This is a genomic window from Ruegeria sp. YTSC192 (genome assembly GCF_059609705.1).
Window position 1 is genome coordinate 226,814 of sequence record NZ_JBXWMG010000001.1, and the last position, 16,387, is coordinate 243,200.

The window sequence follows — 16,387 nt, forward strand, 5'->3', positions numbered from 1 at the left end:
TCAGGCGTCCTTTTTACCGCGCAGGGCTTTGATCAGAATGGGCAGAGCGGCCAATACACACAAGCCTATGATCGGACCGATAATAAAAGGTTCCCAAAGCAACGAAACATCCGGCGTTTCGCCGCGATCAAAGACACCGCCCAGGCCAACGCCGATCCAGGTGTAGACAATACCGCCCGGTATGATGCCCAGCGCCGTGGTGATCAGGAAGTTGCGGAACTTCACGCCCACCAGCGCCGGGACCAGATTGGCCACAAAGAACGGAACCACGGGCACAAGACGCAGCAGGAACAGGACCGAGATCTCGTTCTCGCGCAGGCCGTCCTTGAGTTTCTTGATGGTTCCCTCCGAGGATTCAAGCCGCGCGGTCAGCGATTCACCCAATCCCCAGCGCGCGGCCAGAAAGATGGCGGATGCGCCGATGGTGGCCGCAACCACGTTAAACGCTGTGCCTGCAAACAGGCCAAACAGGAAACCACCGGTCATCGAAGCGACGGCGGCTCCGGGCAGGGAAAACGCCACGATCACGATATAGATCGACACAAAAGCGGCGGCCATGGCCCAGTAATAGTTATCCCGCCAGGCCAACAGGGCCTCGCGATTGTCGCGCAGGGTCTCGAAAGTCAGGTAGTCGCCAAGGGTGAAGAACCCCACCGCGGCAACGGTCAGGATTACAAGCAATGGAATATGGCGCGCAAACCCGCTGCGCGGCGCTTGGGTCGTTTCGCTCATCTGGCTGTCCGGCTTTGTTCGTTTCATTCTGACCTCAACATGCGCTGCCCTGTGGCCCGACAACAGGCCCATCACGCGGCCTTGAACTCTGTGGCCGGGAATGTGAGGGTTCGGGGCGTAAAAATCCGGATTCTGAAATCTTTTGACCGGCCAGGTTACAGAATTGTTGCAAAAGGCGCGAAAACCCGTGCCTTGGGGTTTGACTTACCCCCCGCTTGGCAGTAGAGGACGGGCTTCGAACACTCGGGCCAGGCGAATCCGCGCCGCACCCACCGCTATAGATTGGAGACGGAGCGATGAAACGCACCTATCAGCCTTCGAACCTGGTTCGCAAACGCCGCCACGGTTTCCGCGCGCGCATGGCCACCAAAGCCGGCCGCAAAATCCTGAATGCGCGCCGTGCACGCGGCCGCAAATCGCTGAGCGCGTAAACCGCCTCACCGATCAGGTTATGAACATGACGCCGCCGGAGGCCCCTGAGGATGGTATAAACCAACCGAGGGTCAAGCCCCCGGCGGCGTCCGTTTGCGCGCCCAACCCTCTGACCGTTCTCAAGAATCGCTCCGACTTTCTGAAAGCGGCGCGCGCGCGTCGGCAGGGCACATCCTCAATGATGGTGCAGGCCCGCAAACGTGCGCCGGATGAGGGCGCAGGCATTCGCGTCGGGTTTACGTGTTCCAAAAAGGTCGGCAATGCGGTGGCCCGCAACCGCGCCAAGCGCCGCTTGCGCGAAGCTGCCCGTGCCGTTCTGCCTACACAGGGCCTTGAAGGGTGGGACTATATCCTGATCGGCCGCGCCGAGGTCACCGCGGGGCGGGCGTTTGACGCCATGCTCGACGATCTGCGCTATGCGCTGCGTAAAATCCACACCCCCCGCAAGTGACCCTGCTGGCGCGCATATTCGCCCTGCCCGTGCGCGCATATCGGTTGGTTTTCAGCCCCTGGGTTGGATTCAATTGTCGCTACCAGCCAACATGCTCGGCCTATGCGCTGGAAGCGCTTGAGAAACACGGTGCGATCAAGGGCGCGTGGCTGGCCGCTCGTCGAATCGGGCGCTGTCATCCATTGGGCGGCACCGGCTATGACCCGGTGCCCGAAAAATCCGCAGACGACTAGACCAGCGCCAGATTCCCTCGGTTCGTGAACCCTCGGGTCGGGATGACTTCACGATCCAGTTTGCCCAGCAGGGTGTGGTGCAAATCCTCGTAGAACCGGGGCGAATCGAAATACCAGCTGTGGCTGGCTGATGTCCCGTCAGGATAGTCATCCCGGTTGTCCTGAAAGAACTTGCCGCAATACAGATTGACAGCCTTTTCGGGATGGCCCGGGGGCATGCCCACACGCCCCAGCCGACGCGAAACGCCCACGCGCTTGACCTCAGAGATCGAAAGAACCTCATCAAACGGGCTGTAGTAGCAGGTCAGCCTTGTGCACCGCCGCATCAGGGATGAGGTCTTGGCGCTACCCTCACGGAAAGATTTGGCCGAGACATCCGCCGCGACAAAGGCAATCTGGCTTGTGGTCCAGCTGTGCTGCGCGATCTCGTGATCGTCATCGGCATAGTCCATAGCCTCGCGCACCAGAAAGGTTCCCATCGAATGCGCCAGAACGTGAACGTTATAGGGGCAATCGGGGGTCTGCATTTTGGACAGGCGCCTGATCCCGTCATTGAACAGTTTATCCGCCGATCGTCGCGCATCTGCCCTGTCCGAGCTATAGCCCAAGACCGAGCCGTCGCTTGGCCAGTCAAAGCTGACGATCACACCTTTGAACCCGTGGGCCTCAAGCCCTTTGCGGATCTTGCGGTGCCGCTCCAGCATTTCGAACTGCTCGGTGTTGAAGCCATGCACGAAAAAGACGATGTGGCCCTTTTCGTGATCTGTTGCTCCGGCGGCCTGCTGCACCTTGTCCAGCCAATCCGAGATTCGGATTTCGTGTTTACGTGCTGGTGTCTTTACGTTGGACGGTATTGCCAGATAGCGCGCCTTGCCCAGTTTGTTTGAATAGGTATTGCCGCTGCGTCCGCGGACGGTAAAGAAATAGTCCATTTTAAACTCCGTCGATAAATCCGCAGAGCATAGCACATGCGGCGCCTTCCCCCAAAAACTGGCCCAGGTTCGCGACACCTTGCCCGCGCGCATCCTGCGCTGTAATCACGGCCCATGTTTGATGAAGCCGACGATATCCATCCGCTGTTTGCTGGCGCGCCCTCGACGACCGAGTTCAAGAAGCTGCGCAAGCGCATCGTGCGCCAGACCCGTGAGGCGATCGAGCAGTACGGGATGATCGACCCGTCCGCCCATGACAAGGACGGCAAACCGCCACGCTGGCTGGTCTGCCTGTCGGGCGGCAAGGACAGCTACACCCTGCTTGCCGTTCTCTATGAGCTGAAATGGCGCGGGTTGCTGCCGGTCGATTTGCTGGCCTGCAATCTGGATCAGGGGCAGCCCGGCTTTCCCGCCACCGTCCTGCCCGAATTTCTGGAGCGGATGGGCGTTCCCCACCGGATCGAATATCAGGACACCTATTCCGTTGTGATGGACAAGGTTCCCCAAGGCCGGACCTATTGCGCCCTGTGTTCGCGCCTGCGCCGTGGCAACCTGTATCGCATCGCGCGGGAAGAGGGTTGCTCGGCCGTGGTGCTGGGTCATCACCGCGACGACATTCTGGAAACCTTCTTCATGAACCTGTTCCACGGTGGGCGTTTGGCCACCATGCCGCCGAAGCTGGTCAATGAGGAAGGCGACCTGTTCGTCTTCCGCCCGCTGGCCCATGTGGCCGAGGCCGATTGCGAGAAATTCGCCAAGGCGATGAACTATCCGATCATTCCCTGCGATCTGTGCGGCAGTCAGGACGGATTGCAGCGCCAACAGGTCAAACAGATTCTCGATCAATGGGAAAAGAACAGCCCCGGCCGCCGTCAGGTGATGTTCCGTGCCCTGACCAACGCCCGTCCATCTCATTTGTTGGATCCAAAATTGTTCGACTTTTCAGGGCTTTCCCTGGATTCCAGCAAAAAAGACGAAAATTCTGCTGAAATTCCGCAGTTGCGTTAACGTCTGACTCAGACTGGTTTCTTACCGTTCACCTTGTGCGTTTGATGCCCAAGGCCTGGAATTGTTATGCGGAAACTTCCTGATTTTGATCGTTTTCTCCGTCCCGTGACCTCTGCCCTCAGCGGTCCATCTGCGCTGGCCTTTCTGCCCGCGCTCAGCCTTGGGGCTTTCTGGTTGGGCGGCGAACGCGCACTTGTCAGTGTGACGCTTGGGGTACCGTTGATGTTCGCGGTGGCAGGGATTGTGAACGGTCAGGCGAAAACACGTGCAGGGCAGGCAGTCGGTGGCGTGCTGCCAAACGACCAGTTCAATCTGGCACTGACAGAAAAGCTGGCAATCGCGCAACAGCAAGAGGCTGGCGCAGCTTGCATCGCCATTGCAATCGACGGGTTCCCCGAGGTTGTGGATATTCACGGCCAGGCTGCAGCCGATCACATCCACCAGCAGTTTTGCAGCCGGGTTCTTTCGATGATCCGCGACGATGACATTGCGATGCTGGTCGCGGATGACGGCCTGATGATCGGGCTGCATCCCTCGCAGCAGTTGGACCTTGAGGCTTGTATCCAGATGTCTGGGCGCATCCAGTCCGCGGTGGAAGAGCCGATCATGCTCAATGGAATCGGCCTCTATTTAACCTGTTCGATTGGTTTCAGCATGAACAAAACCATCGCTGGCGACACGGTCACCGACTGGAAAGCCGCCAGCACCGATGCGTTGACCGAGGCACAGCGCAGCGGGCCCTCGACGATTCGGGCCTATTCTTCTGAGACGCGGCGCAGATCACTTGTGCGCAGCAACCTGCGCAAGGAGTTCGAAGCGGCGCTCGATCATGGCGATATCCGCCCGTGGTTCCAGCCACAGGTGTCCACGGATACCGGGCGTGTCACGGGTTTTGAGGCACTGGCCCGATGGGAACATCCGCAAAAAGGCGTTTTGAGCCCTCAAGTCTTTCTGCCTTTCGCCGAACAAGCCGACCTGATGGAGCGTTTGGGTCAGGCCATCCGGCACCACGCCTTCACCGCCATGCGGGCCTGGGACAGGGCGGGCGTCATAGTGCCGCGTATGGGCGTCAACTTTTCCTCGGATGAGCTGCGCGCACCGGGCCTGATCGACCGCCTCAAATGGGAGCTTGATCAATTCGACCTGACCCCTGACAGACTGACGGTCGAAGTGTTAGAGACCGTCTTTTCGCGCCGCCCCGATGACGTGATCACCCGCAATGTCACCGGCCTTGCGGCATTGGGGTGCTGTATTGATCTGGATGATTTCGGCACCGGCCATGCCTCGATCGCGTCGATCAAGCGATTCAATGTCACACGGATCAAAATCGACCGATCATTCGTTGCCAAATCCGATCAGGACCCCAGTCAGCAACAGATGGCCAGCGCAATCCTGACCATGGCCGAACGCTTGAATCTCGAGACGCTGGCGGAAGGGGTTGAAACGCCGGGAGAACATGCCCTGATGGCCCAGCTTGGATGTGATCACGTGCAGGGCTTTGGTATTGGCAAGCCAATGCCCTTCGAAAAGACGCTGGATTGGATGGCCGCGCATAACGGCAAGATGAACGGAGTACCAAAAATCGGACGCCAAACAGGCTGAATTCCATGAAAGAGTAACCAGGAATGCCACGGCGCGACGAAATTGCAGCCGATTCCGCTTGACCTTTGGGCCAGCACTCTGTTGAACCCTGCGGGTGTCTTTCACTGCTCAAGGTGGCTGTCCCAGATGGACGATCAGAACAAGAATCTCATCCTTGCAACCGCGCTCAGCTTTCTCGTGATCCTGGTCTGGTTCGTGCTGTTCCCTCCGCCGGAACCCGCGCCCGGAACGGAACAGACCGAGATTGCAGCAACCGAAGGGTCCGAGATTCAGACACCCAGCGCCAGCGGCACCGGAACGGTCGGCGACGCAACCGCGACCGCGGAAGAGGCCCAGCCCGAAGAACAAGCCCCGCGTGTTGCGATTGATACGCCCCGTCTGGAAGGCAGCCTGTCGCTGTCGGGCGGCCGCATTGATGAGCTGTTTCTGAAGGACTACAAAGTCTCGCTTGAGGAAGACGCGCCAATCGTCGAACTTCTGGCCCCGGTCGGGTCGGATTCGGCATACTACGCCCTCTATGGCTGGGCCCCCGGCTCCGGCGTGAGCGGCACGGACGTTCCCGGCCCCAACACCCTTTGGACCCTTGAGCAGGGCGAGACACTGGGCGTGGACACCCCCATCACTTTGGCGTGGAACAATGGCAACGGCCTGACCTTCCGCCGCACGGTTTCGGTCGACGAAAACTACATGTTCTCGGTGACCCAATCGGTCGAAAACGCCACTGGTGCCGAGGTCAGCATGGCCCCTTACGGCATTCTGGCCCGCCACGGCATCGGTGAAGACGGCGACCTGCCGGGGCTTAAGAACTTTTTCATCCTGCACGAAGGGGTCATGGTCATGGCCGACGGCGTTCTGGACGAGATCGATTATGGCGACGTGCAAGACTTCGACATTAACCCCAGCGAAGGCGCACAAGCCGAAGTTTTTCAGGTTACAGAAGGTGGTTGGGTCGGGTTCACCGATCACTACTGGATGACAACCCTGATCCCTGCCGAAGGCGCAACCTTCAAGGCGGCTGCGAAATACGACGCGCGCCGCAAGATTTATCAGACCGAGACAGTCTTGCCGACACTTTCGGTCGCGCCAGGCGCGACCGAAGAGGTAACGACACGCCTGTTTGCCGGAGCTAAGGAGTGGGAAACCATTCGCGAATATCAGGCTGGTGGGGTGCAAAAATTCATCGAAAGCATCGACTGGGGTTGGTTTGCATTCTTGACAAAACCGATCTTCTGGCTGCTGCACAACATCAACCTTCTGATCGGCAACATGGGTTGGTCCATCATCGGCCTGACGCTGATCATCAAGGCAATCCTGTTCCCGCTGGCGTTCAAATCCTACGTCTCGATGGCCAAGATGAAAGAACTCCAACCGCAGATGGAGGCCCTGAAAGAGGCCGCTGGCGACGACCGCCAGAAGATGCAGCAGGGCATGATGGAGCTGTACAAGAAAGAAAAGGTAAACCCCGCTGCGGGCTGTTTGCCGATCCTGATGCAGATCCCGATCTTCTTCTCGCTGTATAAGGTGATTTTTGTCACGATCGAACTGCGTCAGGCCCCGTGGTTTGGTCCGTTCCAGGACCTCAGCGCGCCGGACCCAACTTCGATCTACAACTTCTTCGGATGGCTGCCCTGGGCCGCACCCGCGCCTGAAAGCTTCCTTGCACTGATCTTTATCGGGATCCTGCCCCTACTTCTGGGTATCTCGATGTGGCTGCAGCAAAAGCTGAACCCGGCACCAACCGATCCGACACAGGCGATGATCTTTGCATGGATGCCGTGGGTCTTCATGTTCATGCTGGGCGGTTTTGCCAGCGGTCTGGTGGTTTACTGGATTGCCAACAACACCATCACCTTCACCCAGCAATATCTGATCATGCGCAGCCAGGGATATAAGCCGGACGTATTCGGCAACATCAGGTCAGGCTTCAAGCGCACGCCGAAAACGGACGGCAAATGAGCGGGCAGGTCTCAGCCCTCTGGCGGCACCCGATCAAAAGCCATGGGCGAGAAGCCCTGACCCAGATCACCGTACTCCCCGGGCAGACCATGCCCGGGGATCGTGTTTGGGCCGTCGCGCATGAGGCTGCCAAGACCGACGGCTCCGACTGGGCCCCCTGCACCAATTTCAGCCGCGGCGCGAAGGCCCCGAAACTGATGGCAATCTCGGCCGAATCCCACGGCGACAGTGTGACCTTGCGCCATCCCGATCGCCCCGATCTTAGCTTTGCGCCTGACACCCAACAGGACGTCTTTCTGGAGTGGGTCAAACCGTTGATGCCTGCGGATCGCGCCGCATCCACACGGATTGTCCGGGTTCCGGGCCGGGGCATGACCGACACCGATTTCCCGTCGATCAGCCTGTGCAGCATGGCCTCGCATCGCGCGGTCGAGCAGAAACTGGGCCGCGAGTTGTCGCCCAAGCGCTGGCGCGGCAATATCTGGCTGACGGAACTGCCCCTTTGGGAAGAATTCGACTGGCTGGGGCGCGAGGTTCAGATCGGAAAAGCTGTGTTCCACGTGCGCGAACGGATCACGCGCTGTCTGGCCACGACCGCCAACCCCGACACGGGTGAGCGGGACGCAGATACGCTCGGTGCGCTCAACAGCTGGGGCCATCAGGATTTCGGCGTCTATGCCGAAGTGATCCGGGGCGGTGAAATCCGCATCGACGACAAGGTTCAATTGCTATGACGACCCTGCCCTTTCCACTGGCCGATGACCCGGATGAATTCGCGCAGGAACGTGGGCGCAAGTTGTTTGCTGGCGAATCCGAGTTCGTCAAAGGCGTCGTGGCCATGAACGGCCTGCCCGCCCCCGACCGGTTGGAGGTCTGTTTTGCCGGTCGCTCGAACGTGGGGAAATCCAGCCTGATCAACGCGCTGACCGGCACCAAGGGTCTGGCGCGCGCCTCGAACACGCCGGGCCGCACGCAAGAGATCAACTTCTTCACCCAAGGTCCTGAATTGTATCTGGTGGACCTGCCCGGCTATGGCTATGCCAATGCGCCGGTGAAGGTGGTTGAGAAATGGCAGCGGCTGCTGAAACAGTATCTCAGCGGGCGGCAAACCCTGCGGCGGGCCTTTGTCCTGATCGATTCGCGCCATGGGGTAAAGCCTGTGGATGACGAGATCATGAAGCTGCTGGACACCAGTGCCGTGACTTTTCAATGCGTCATGACCAAGGCCGACAAGGTCAAGGCGAACGACCGCGAAAAAGTGCTGAACCAAGTGCGTACGGCGCTGTCCAAACACCCTGCCGCCTACCCCGAGATCGTTCTGACGTCCTCGGAAAAAGGGGACGGAATTCCGACGCTGCGGTCGGTCATCGCACATCTGGAATAACCGGGCGCGCCCTGGGGTGGCGTCACTTTGCAGCATTTGCATTGGTATGGTCTTGGCAGCCGGGTTCAAAGGCCCTAACACGGTGGCCCAGAGGACTGACAGCCATGAAGACACGAGATATGAACCGGGATTGGATCGCCACCGCCGCAACCCTCAACAGCGCGTTGCCTTATCTGCAGCGCTATGATGGCGCGATCGTCGTCATCAAGCTGGGCGGTCATGCCATGGGCAGTGATGAGGCAATGGACAGCTTTGCCCGCGACGTCGTTCTGATGCGGCAGGTCGGGGTGAACCCCGTGGTCGTGCATGGCGGCGGACCGATGATCAACGCGATGCTCAAACAGCTGGACATCCAGTCTGAGTTTGTGGGCGGCAAGCGCGTCACCGACAAAGAGACGGTCGAAGTGGTCGAGATGGTCCTGTCCGGCCTTGTGAACAAGCGGCTCGTACAGGCGATCAACCGTCAGGGCGGCACCGCTGTGGGCTTGTCGGGCAAGGATGCCAACCTAATGACCTGCGAACAGACTGATCCTTCGCTAGGCTTTGTTGGATCTCCGACGCAGATGGACCCCAAGGTCCTGCACGACCTGTTCTCGCATGACGTCATCCCGGTCATCGCGCCACTAGGCGCGGGCACCGAGGGAGAGACCTTCAACGTCAACGGCGACACCGCTGCAGGGGCTATCGCCTCGGCGCTAAAAGCCGATCGCCTGCTACTGCTGACGGACGTCTCGGGCGTCAAGAACGCCGCTGGCGATGTGGTGACCGAGCTGAAGGCCGGTCAGATCCGCGAAATGACTCTGGAAGGGACCATTGCCGGTGGTATGATCCCCAAGACCGAAACCGCGCTGGATGCGCTGCATAGTGGAGTGCGCGCGGTGGTTATTCTGGACGGACGCGCGCCCAACGCGGTCCTGCTGGAGCTGTTCACCGAACACGGTGCCGGGTCGCTGATACGCCCCGACTAGTGCAAAACCGGAGGAGATATGACCCAACAGCCTGCCTCCTCTCACCACAGCTATGAACGTGTCGAACAGGCAGCGCAGCGGGTTGGGTTGATCCTCATGGGCGCGCTGCACCCGCGTCAGGTGCAAGCGAAACAACTGGATGGCGGTACGCTGATCCTTCTGGGCGCAGGGCCCGAGTTTTGGCCCCGGTTGAAAGCCGCGCCGGAATGGCAGGGCAAGGACCCGGTCGATCGCTGGTCTCTACGTGTGGTCGGGAAACTGGCTCAGGACTTGGGGGCCGAAGCGCATTTTCCCTTTGGTGGCCCTCCCTACGCGCCGTTCATCGACTGGGCGTTGAAATCAGGGCGGACCTTCAGCAGCCCTGTGGGCGCGCTGGTGCATGACCAGATGGGCATGATGATCTCACTGCGCGGCGCGCTTCATTTCGCCGATGAGTTTGCGATTCCCCCGGCAACCGCCCCTTCGCCCTGCACCTCATGCGCAGCGCCTTGCACGCAGACCTGCCCTGTGGGGGCGCTGAATGATCAGAGCTTTTACAATGTCGAGGCCTGCCACAACCACCTCGCCACGCCCGAGGGGCAGGTCTGCATGACCGGAGGATGCCTCGCGCGCCTCTCCTGCCCGGTCAGCGCCCGCGCAGGCCGCGACCCGGACCAATCCGCACATCATATGAGGGCCTTTCATCCGTCATGACACACACCCTGATCCTATCCCGCCACGCCAAATCCAGCTGGGATGATCCCAACCTCAGTGATCATGAGCGACCACTGAACAAACGTGGGCGCGCCTCAGCCCCGGCAATTGGATCTTGGCTCAAGAAAAACGGCTGGGTCCCGGATGAGCTTCTGAGCTCGAACTCTGTCCGCACGCGTGAGACCTGGGACCACATGGGTCTGCATGCTAAAAACGCCTACTACGCCTATGACCTCTATCTGGCGGGGCCCGATGCGATGCTGGCAGAGTTGAAAACGGCAACAGGCCGAACTGTGATGATGCTGGGTCACAACCCCGGGATAGCTCAATTCGCGGCTCAGCTTGTCGAAACCGCGCCTGAGCACGCTCGGTTCGACGACTACCCGACCTGCGCAACAACGGTGATCCGGTTTGAGATCGACAGGTGGTCCGACATCCAGAAGCACAGCGGAAAGGTCTTGGGCTTCGCGATCCCGCGCGAGCTTCTGAAATGAAAAAAGGCGGGGCAACACCCCGGCATGGCTGATCGCACTGCACGTATCGCACTGCAACCGCCACGACATAGCGGGGGCCATGATTGCCCCACCCGCGCGAGGGTCTGGATTTGTAACACGGTCTCGATTCACTCTGAAGTCGGTGTTTTGGCGATTTTCTAGCTATGTGATAGGATCGTCATATTGGGTTTCCCGGTAGTTTGATCACGGGATTTTTGAGTACACGTTCAGTTTTTCAGAAAGGACATTAGCCATGTCGCACATGTCTCATAACTTTAAGTTCACAAATGCGCGCTCATTTCTTGGCATTGCAATCACGATAGCGGCCTTTGGGGTAACAACCCCAACCATGGTCGTTGCACAGGAATTCATGACACAAGAGGAGCTTCTTGCCACTATACCCGGTGGCCAATTAACCGGGGTATCCAACAGCGACGGTAAGACACCTTGGATACAGGCCTACAGCAAGGCGACCAGCAAGAAGAATGGCAAACTCAACGGTCTTTGGAACGGAAAAGACAAGTACACAGGAGATTGGTTCGTCAAGGGCGACCAATGGTGCGAAAAAGGAGATTGGGGTCAGAAGTGTTGGAGTGTTGAGCGCATCGGCTCAAACGAGTTTCGAATCTACGAAAACGGCAAGCCGAAAAAGAACACATGGAAACTCAAATAGGGACAGTATTCTTGGTATCGGATTGTTGCGATTGCCCGAAGACTTGAGAGATACCGAAATCAATAAAACGAGCCGCAAATAAATCCGCGGCTCGCTTCAGTTTATCATTACGGCTAGACCTAAGAACAGAGACCCAGCCTTTTCACGAATTTGGAAGTCTCAGTGTCCGAGGATCTGGCTGAGGAACAGCTTGGTGCGTTCGCTCTTCGGGTTGTTGAAGAACTCTTCCGGTTCGTTCTGTTCCACGATCTGGCCGGCATCCATAAAGATCACGCGGTTGGCGACCTGACGGGCAAAGCCCATCTCGTGGGTCACACAAAGCATGGTCATGCCTTCTTCGGCCAGCTCGATCATGGTGTCGAGCACCTCTTTGATCATCTCGGGGTCCAGCGCCGATGTCGGTTCATCGAACAACATGATCCGCGGCATCATGCACAGCGAGCGGGCAATCGCCACACGCTGCTGCTGACCGCCTGAAAGCTGACCGGGATATTTCAGCGCCTGATCTGGGATCTTCACCTTTTCCAGGAAATGCATCGCGCGCTCTTCGGCCTCTTTCTTGGGCGTCTTGCGCACCCAGATCGGGGCCAGCGTGCAGTTCTCCAGAATGGTCAGATGCGGGAACAGGTTGAAGTGCTGGAACACCATGCCAACCTCGGACCGGATCTTGTCGATGTTTTTCAGGTCATTCGACAGTTCGATCCCGTCCACCACGATCTTGCCCTGCTGGTGCTCTTCCAGCGCGTTCAAGCAGCGGATCAGGGTGGATTTGCCCGAGCCGGACGGGCCCGCGATAACAATCCGCTCGCCTTGGTTGACGGTCAGATTGATGTCGCGCAGCACGTGGAAGGACCCGTACCACTTGTTCATGCCGTTGATGTCGATGGCGACCTCGTCGCTCACCTGCATCTTCGAGCGGTCGATTTCGCGGTCAATTGCAAGTTCAGACATGTGTTGAACTCCTTAGTGATGATCGGTGGCAAGGCGACGCTCGAGCCACTGAGAATATTGAGAGATGCCGTAGCAGACGACGAAGAACAGAAGCGCGGCAAAGCCCAGAAGCTCCCAGTAGACGCCGTTCCATTCGGTCGACGCCAGGATGGGACCCCGGATCATGCCCACCAGATCGAACATCGAAATGACCGAAACCAGTGTGGTGTCCTTGAACAGGCCAACGGCCACGTTCACGATCCCGGGGATCGAGATCTTCAAAGCCTGCGGCAGGATGATCAGACGCATCGCCTGCGGGTAATCCAGACCAAGGCTATCTGCTGCTTCATACTGTCCTCGTGGAAGCGCTGCCAGACCGCCGCGGATCACCTCGGCGATATAGGCGGCTGAGAACATGGTGATCATGATCACAACGCGCAAGAACAGATCGACTGTGCTTTCAGGCGGGAAGAAGTACGACAGCATCACCGAAGCCACGAACAGCAGCGTGATCAGAGGCACGCCACGGATGAATTCGATGAAGATGACACAGACCCACTTGATCAGCGGCATATCGGACTGTCGGCCCAATGCCAGGGCAATGCCCAGCGGAACCGACAGCGACACACAGGTGACGCCCAGCATCATGTTCAGCATGAACCCACCCAGATCGCGGCTGGGAACGGCAGACAGCATTGCACTCTCTGACGCGCCTTCCGGGATCAGCGCGCCACCGATTTTCCAGACGACCAGCGCAACGATGATGGCACCGAAGAAGCCTACCGCAAAGCTGTTCTTGCCGAACTTCTGGAACACGGCACCACCGGCCACACAGCCTAAAAGGGCTACAAGCGGAACCAGAATGGAGCCACCCCAGATCAGCCAGAACGCGATGAACGGGTAAAGCGCTGTGAAGATCAGCAACTTGCGCGGCAGATCGAAGAACAGCACTGGCGCAAAGGCCACCAGCATCAGCACAAAGGCCAGGTTGGGGCGCCAGTAAGCGTCAACCGGGTATTTGAAGCCGTAGATCAGCTGAGGCCAGCGTTCAGTCAGAACCGCGAAACAGGCGCCTGTCCTGCCATCCAGAATCTCGCGACATTCGGCCAGCGAGTTCGCATTCCACACCCCGTTCAGAATCCACGGCAACGTGTTCTGCAGAAGGATGTAGATCAGGATCAGCGACAGCACCGTCAGGATGGTGTTGGCAACACCCGAGAACAGATTCTCACGCAGCCATTTGACCACACCCGTCTCATTCGCCGGCGGCGGTGAGGGTGGGATGGTGCCGTCGGCCACGAAAGCGATCGGATTTGTTGTTTGATCAGCCATGGCTCAGCGCTCCTTCAACTTGACGGATGCGTTGTAGACGTTCATCACCATCGAGATCGTCAGCGAGGCGGTGAGATAGAACAGCATCAGCAGCAGAACACATTCGATCGCACGACCGGTCTGGTTCAAAGTGATGCCGCCCAGCGTCGCGGTGATATCGGCATAGCCCACAGCAATCGCCAGAGACGAGTTCTTGGTGATGTTGAGATACTGCGAAATCAGCGGCGGAATGATAACCCGCAGCGCTTGCGGCAGGATGACCAGATTCATGATCCGACCCTGACGCAGACCCAGCGCGGCCGCCGCCTCGGTCTGACCTTTCGAGATCGCCTGAATACCGGCCCGCACGTTTTCCGCGATAAAGGCCCCGGTGTAGATCGACAAGGCGAACCACAAAGCGATCAGAGGACCACCGACCTTGATGCCTCCGCTGAAGTTAAAGCCCTTCAGCGCTGGAATGTTCCAGGTCAGGCCCATCAGAAGCATCAGCAGCGCAAACGGCACCAGCCAGACAGCCAGTTTCACCAGCAGCGTTTGGGGGCGTTCACCGGTCTCTTCCTGTTTCTTGGTCGCCCGCTTTTCAATCTCGCGCGAGACGAACCATGATCCGACCAGACCGGCAATCACCAGCAGCCAGTTCAGAATGGTTGCACTGAACAGACCATGCGCGAATTCCGGACGGGGGATATAGACCCCGCGGTTGGTAAAGGCGAAGGCATCAAACAGCATACTCGACGTCGGGTTGTCACCGCGGAATTCCCGTGGCCCCGGCAGCACGGCTGTCATGATCGTGAAGATGATGATGATCCAGATCAGAACCGGAATATTGCGGAAGATCTCGACGTATACGGCCATCAACTTTGAGACGAGCCAGTTGTTCGAAAGCCGCAGAACACCAGCAATCACACCAAACACCGTGGCGGTGACACAGGCCAGGACTGCAACCAGCAGCGTGTTGAGAATACCGACAATGGCAGCACGACCATGCGAGGACTGGCTGTCATATTCGATCAGACGCTGGTTGATGTCGTACCCGGCGGAATCGCCGAGGAACGAATAGGATATGTTCAGGCCTGCGGCCCGAAGGTTCTGGATCAGGTTGTTACCCAGATACCAAATGGATAGCGCAATAGCGATAGCCGCGATCACCTGAAAGGTCAGCGATCTGTAGCGGGTATCGTTTATGAGCATCGACAGCCGAAAATCTGTTTTCGGCGGGTCAGTCATAGTCGACATATTTTGGAATCCCCGTGGCCAGCGGACTTTGTTTTTATGACGGGGTTATCCCCGCTCTGCGTCCGTTCGCGTAAGTATTGGTGAAAAAGGGCGCAGGATGTCCTGCGCCCTTCTCCGTGGATGTCTTAGCGGAAAGGCGGCGAGTACAGCAGGCCGCCTTCGGTCCACTGAGCGTTCAGGCCGCGTGCCAGACCGATCGGAGTTTCTTCACCGATGTTCTTGGCAAACACTTCACCATAGTTGCCGTTCGCCTTGACGGCGCGCATGGCCCATTGTGCGTCCAGACCCAGCATCTCGCCCAGGGTACCTTCGGTGCCCAGCAGACGGTTCACTTCCGGGTTGTCGGTGCCGGCTGCCAGCTCATCGATATTCGCCGAGGTCACGCCCAGCTCTTCAGCCGAAATCAGCGCGTTCAGGGTCCAGCGGACAACGTCGCCCCACTCGTGATCGCCGTGACGGACCAGCGGGCCCAGCGGCTCTTTCGAGATGATTTCGGGCAGCAGGACGTGGTCACCGGGGTTTTCGAACGTGGCGCGGGTTGCGGCCAGGCCCGAAGCGTCGGTGGTGTATACGTCACATGCGCCAGCCAGATACTGCTGCTGCGCTTCTGCGTTGGTTTCGATCGGAACCGGCTCGTAGCTGATGTTGTTGGCACGGAAGAAATCGGCCAGGTTCAGCTCGGTGGTGGTGCCGGTCTGGATGCAGACTGTCGCGCCGTCCAGTTCCTTGGCCGAACTTACGCCCAGTGCCTTGGGAACCATGAAGCCCTGACCGTCATAGTAGTTCACGCCGGTGAATTCGAACTTGAGGTCGACGTCGCGGCTGAACGTCCATGTGGTGTTACGGGCCAGCATGTCGATCTCACCCGAGGCCAGCGCAGTGAAGCGCGTCTTGCCGGTCGTCGGAACGAATTCAACCGCGCTTGCGTCACCCAGAACAGCGGCGGCAACGGCACGGCACAGCGATACGTCGAAGCCTTTCCATTCGCCATTCGCGTCAGGTGCAGCAAAGCCAACCAGACCTGTGGTCACGCCACAGTTCAGCGTGCCGCGGGCCTTGACGTCGTCTACAGTCCCCGCCGCGGCTGCACCTGCGGTCAGACCGGCCACTGTTGCTGCGCCCAAGATTATGGATTTTTTCATTTTTACCTCTTCCTGATTTTCCGCCCTGTTCAGGACGGTTCTGCCCGGCAAGTGGATGCCGGAAAGGTTACCCCAAAGGTGTCTCCCCTTTAGTGGGCTTGAGTTTGGTCGCATTAATAAACAAACGTCAAGGGTCGGATCAGGGAAAACGATGGATCATCGCCTCTGGTTTAGGCAGATGCGTAGCAA

At 58.7% G+C, this 16,387-nt stretch carries 18 protein-coding genes; 12 read left to right on the plus strand and 6 right to left on the minus strand.

What is annotated here, in order from left to right:
- Complete coding sequence (locus AC2FD8_RS01050; RefSeq protein ID WP_496854003.1) at nucleotides 1–732, minus strand: TVP38/TMEM64 family protein; 732 nt, start codon at nucleotides 730–732, stop codon at nucleotides 1–3.
- A 296-nt stretch (nucleotides 733–1,028) separates the two neighbouring features.
- Here AC2FD8_RS01050 and rpmH point away from each other — a divergent pair, with 296 nt between their 5' ends.
- The 3 genes from rpmH to yidD are packed head-to-tail and all read left to right on the plus strand — an operon-like array spanning nucleotide 1,029 to nucleotide 1,848.
- A complete protein-coding gene (rpmH, locus tag AC2FD8_RS01055; protein ID WP_005980833.1) occupies nucleotides 1,029–1,163 on the plus strand; it encodes a 50S ribosomal protein L34 in 135 nt (44 codons plus the stop codon).
- Between the two features lie 26 nt (nucleotides 1,164–1,189).
- Nucleotides 1,190–1,615 carry a ribonuclease P protein component gene (rnpA, locus tag AC2FD8_RS01060; protein ID WP_496853724.1) on the plus strand — a complete coding sequence of 142 codons (426 nt, stop codon included), beginning with the start codon at nucleotides 1,190–1,192 and terminating at the stop codon, nucleotides 1,613–1,615.
- The gene (gene yidD / locus AC2FD8_RS01065; protein WP_496853723.1) at nucleotides 1,612–1,848 is read left to right on the plus strand and encodes a membrane protein insertion efficiency factor YidD; all 237 of its coding nucleotides are present in this window, start codon (nucleotides 1,612–1,614) and stop codon (nucleotides 1,846–1,848) included. The genes rnpA and yidD overlap by 4 nt, the downstream gene beginning before the upstream one ends.
- Here yidD and AC2FD8_RS01070 read toward each other — a convergent pair.
- Entirely contained in the window at nucleotides 1,845–2,780 is a 936-nt protein-coding gene (locus tag AC2FD8_RS01070) for an alpha/beta hydrolase (RefSeq protein ID WP_496853722.1), read from the minus strand. The two genes, yidD and AC2FD8_RS01070, sit on opposite strands and share 4 nt — an antisense overlap.
- 114 nt (nucleotides 2,781–2,894) lie before the next feature.
- Here AC2FD8_RS01070 and ttcA point away from each other — a divergent pair, with 114 nt between their 5' ends.
- The 9 genes from ttcA (at nucleotide 2,895) to AC2FD8_RS01115 (ending at nucleotide 11,558) form a co-directional block, all read left to right on the plus strand.
- Entirely contained in the window at nucleotides 2,895–3,788 is an 894-nt protein-coding gene (ttcA, locus tag AC2FD8_RS01075; protein ID WP_496853721.1) for a tRNA 2-thiocytidine(32) synthetase TtcA, read from the plus strand.
- A gap of 66 nt (nucleotides 3,789–3,854) precedes the next feature.
- A complete protein-coding gene (locus tag AC2FD8_RS01080; protein WP_496853720.1) occupies nucleotides 3,855–5,390 on the plus strand; it encodes a putative bifunctional diguanylate cyclase/phosphodiesterase in 1,536 nt (511 codons plus the stop codon).
- Between the two features lie 126 nt (nucleotides 5,391–5,516).
- The gene (yidC, locus tag AC2FD8_RS01085) at nucleotides 5,517–7,346 is read left to right on the plus strand and encodes a membrane protein insertase YidC (protein ID WP_496853719.1); all 1,830 of its coding nucleotides are present in this window, start codon (nucleotides 5,517–5,519) and stop codon (nucleotides 7,344–7,346) included.
- Nucleotides 7,343–8,080 carry an MOSC domain-containing protein gene (locus AC2FD8_RS01090; RefSeq protein WP_496853718.1) on the plus strand — a complete coding sequence of 246 codons (738 nt, stop codon included), beginning with the start codon at nucleotides 7,343–7,345 and terminating at the stop codon, nucleotides 8,078–8,080. Before yidC ends, AC2FD8_RS01090 begins: the two co-directional genes overlap by 4 nt.
- Complete coding sequence (gene yihA / locus AC2FD8_RS01095) at nucleotides 8,077–8,730, plus strand: ribosome biogenesis GTP-binding protein YihA/YsxC (RefSeq protein WP_496853717.1); 654 nt, start codon at nucleotides 8,077–8,079, stop codon at nucleotides 8,728–8,730. Before AC2FD8_RS01090 ends, yihA begins: the two co-directional genes overlap by 4 nt.
- 104 nt (nucleotides 8,731–8,834) lie before the next feature.
- The gene (gene argB / locus AC2FD8_RS01100) at nucleotides 8,835–9,698 is read left to right on the plus strand and encodes an acetylglutamate kinase (RefSeq protein WP_496853716.1); all 864 of its coding nucleotides are present in this window, start codon (nucleotides 8,835–8,837) and stop codon (nucleotides 9,696–9,698) included.
- 18 nt (nucleotides 9,699–9,716) lie between these two features.
- Complete coding sequence (locus AC2FD8_RS01105) at nucleotides 9,717–10,391, plus strand: ferredoxin (RefSeq protein ID WP_496853715.1); 675 nt, start codon at nucleotides 9,717–9,719, stop codon at nucleotides 10,389–10,391.
- Nucleotides 10,388–10,885 (plus strand): SixA phosphatase family protein, encoded by a 498-nt coding sequence (locus tag AC2FD8_RS01110; RefSeq protein ID WP_496853714.1) that lies wholly within the window; start codon nucleotides 10,388–10,390, stop codon nucleotides 10,883–10,885. The genes AC2FD8_RS01105 and AC2FD8_RS01110 overlap by 4 nt, the downstream gene beginning before the upstream one ends.
- A gap of 253 nt (nucleotides 10,886–11,138) precedes the next feature.
- On the plus strand, nucleotides 11,139–11,558 hold the full coding sequence (locus AC2FD8_RS01115; protein WP_496853713.1) for a hypothetical protein: 420 nt from the start codon (nucleotides 11,139–11,141) through the stop codon (nucleotides 11,556–11,558).
- Nucleotides 11,559–11,717: 159 nt separating this feature from the next.
- Here AC2FD8_RS01115 and AC2FD8_RS01120 read toward each other — a convergent pair whose 3' ends face one another.
- The 4 genes from AC2FD8_RS01120 to AC2FD8_RS01135 form a co-directional block, all read right to left on the minus strand.
- Entirely contained in the window at nucleotides 11,718–12,509 is a 792-nt protein-coding gene (locus tag AC2FD8_RS01120) for an amino acid ABC transporter ATP-binding protein (protein ID WP_170375957.1), read from the minus strand.
- Nucleotides 12,510–12,521: 12 nt separating this feature from the next.
- A complete protein-coding gene (locus tag AC2FD8_RS01125; RefSeq protein WP_496853712.1) occupies nucleotides 12,522–13,820 on the minus strand; it encodes an amino acid ABC transporter permease in 1,299 nt (432 codons plus the stop codon).
- Nucleotides 13,821–13,823: 3 nt separating this feature from the next.
- On the minus strand, nucleotides 13,824–15,056 hold the full coding sequence (locus tag AC2FD8_RS01130) for an amino acid ABC transporter permease (protein ID WP_496853711.1): 1,233 nt from the start codon (nucleotides 15,054–15,056) through the stop codon (nucleotides 13,824–13,826).
- A 125-nt stretch (nucleotides 15,057–15,181) separates the two neighbouring features.
- Nucleotides 15,182–16,198 (minus strand): amino acid ABC transporter substrate-binding protein, encoded by a 1,017-nt coding sequence (locus AC2FD8_RS01135; protein WP_496853710.1) that lies wholly within the window; start codon nucleotides 16,196–16,198, stop codon nucleotides 15,182–15,184.
- Between the last annotated feature and the right edge of the window lie 189 nt (nucleotides 16,199–16,387).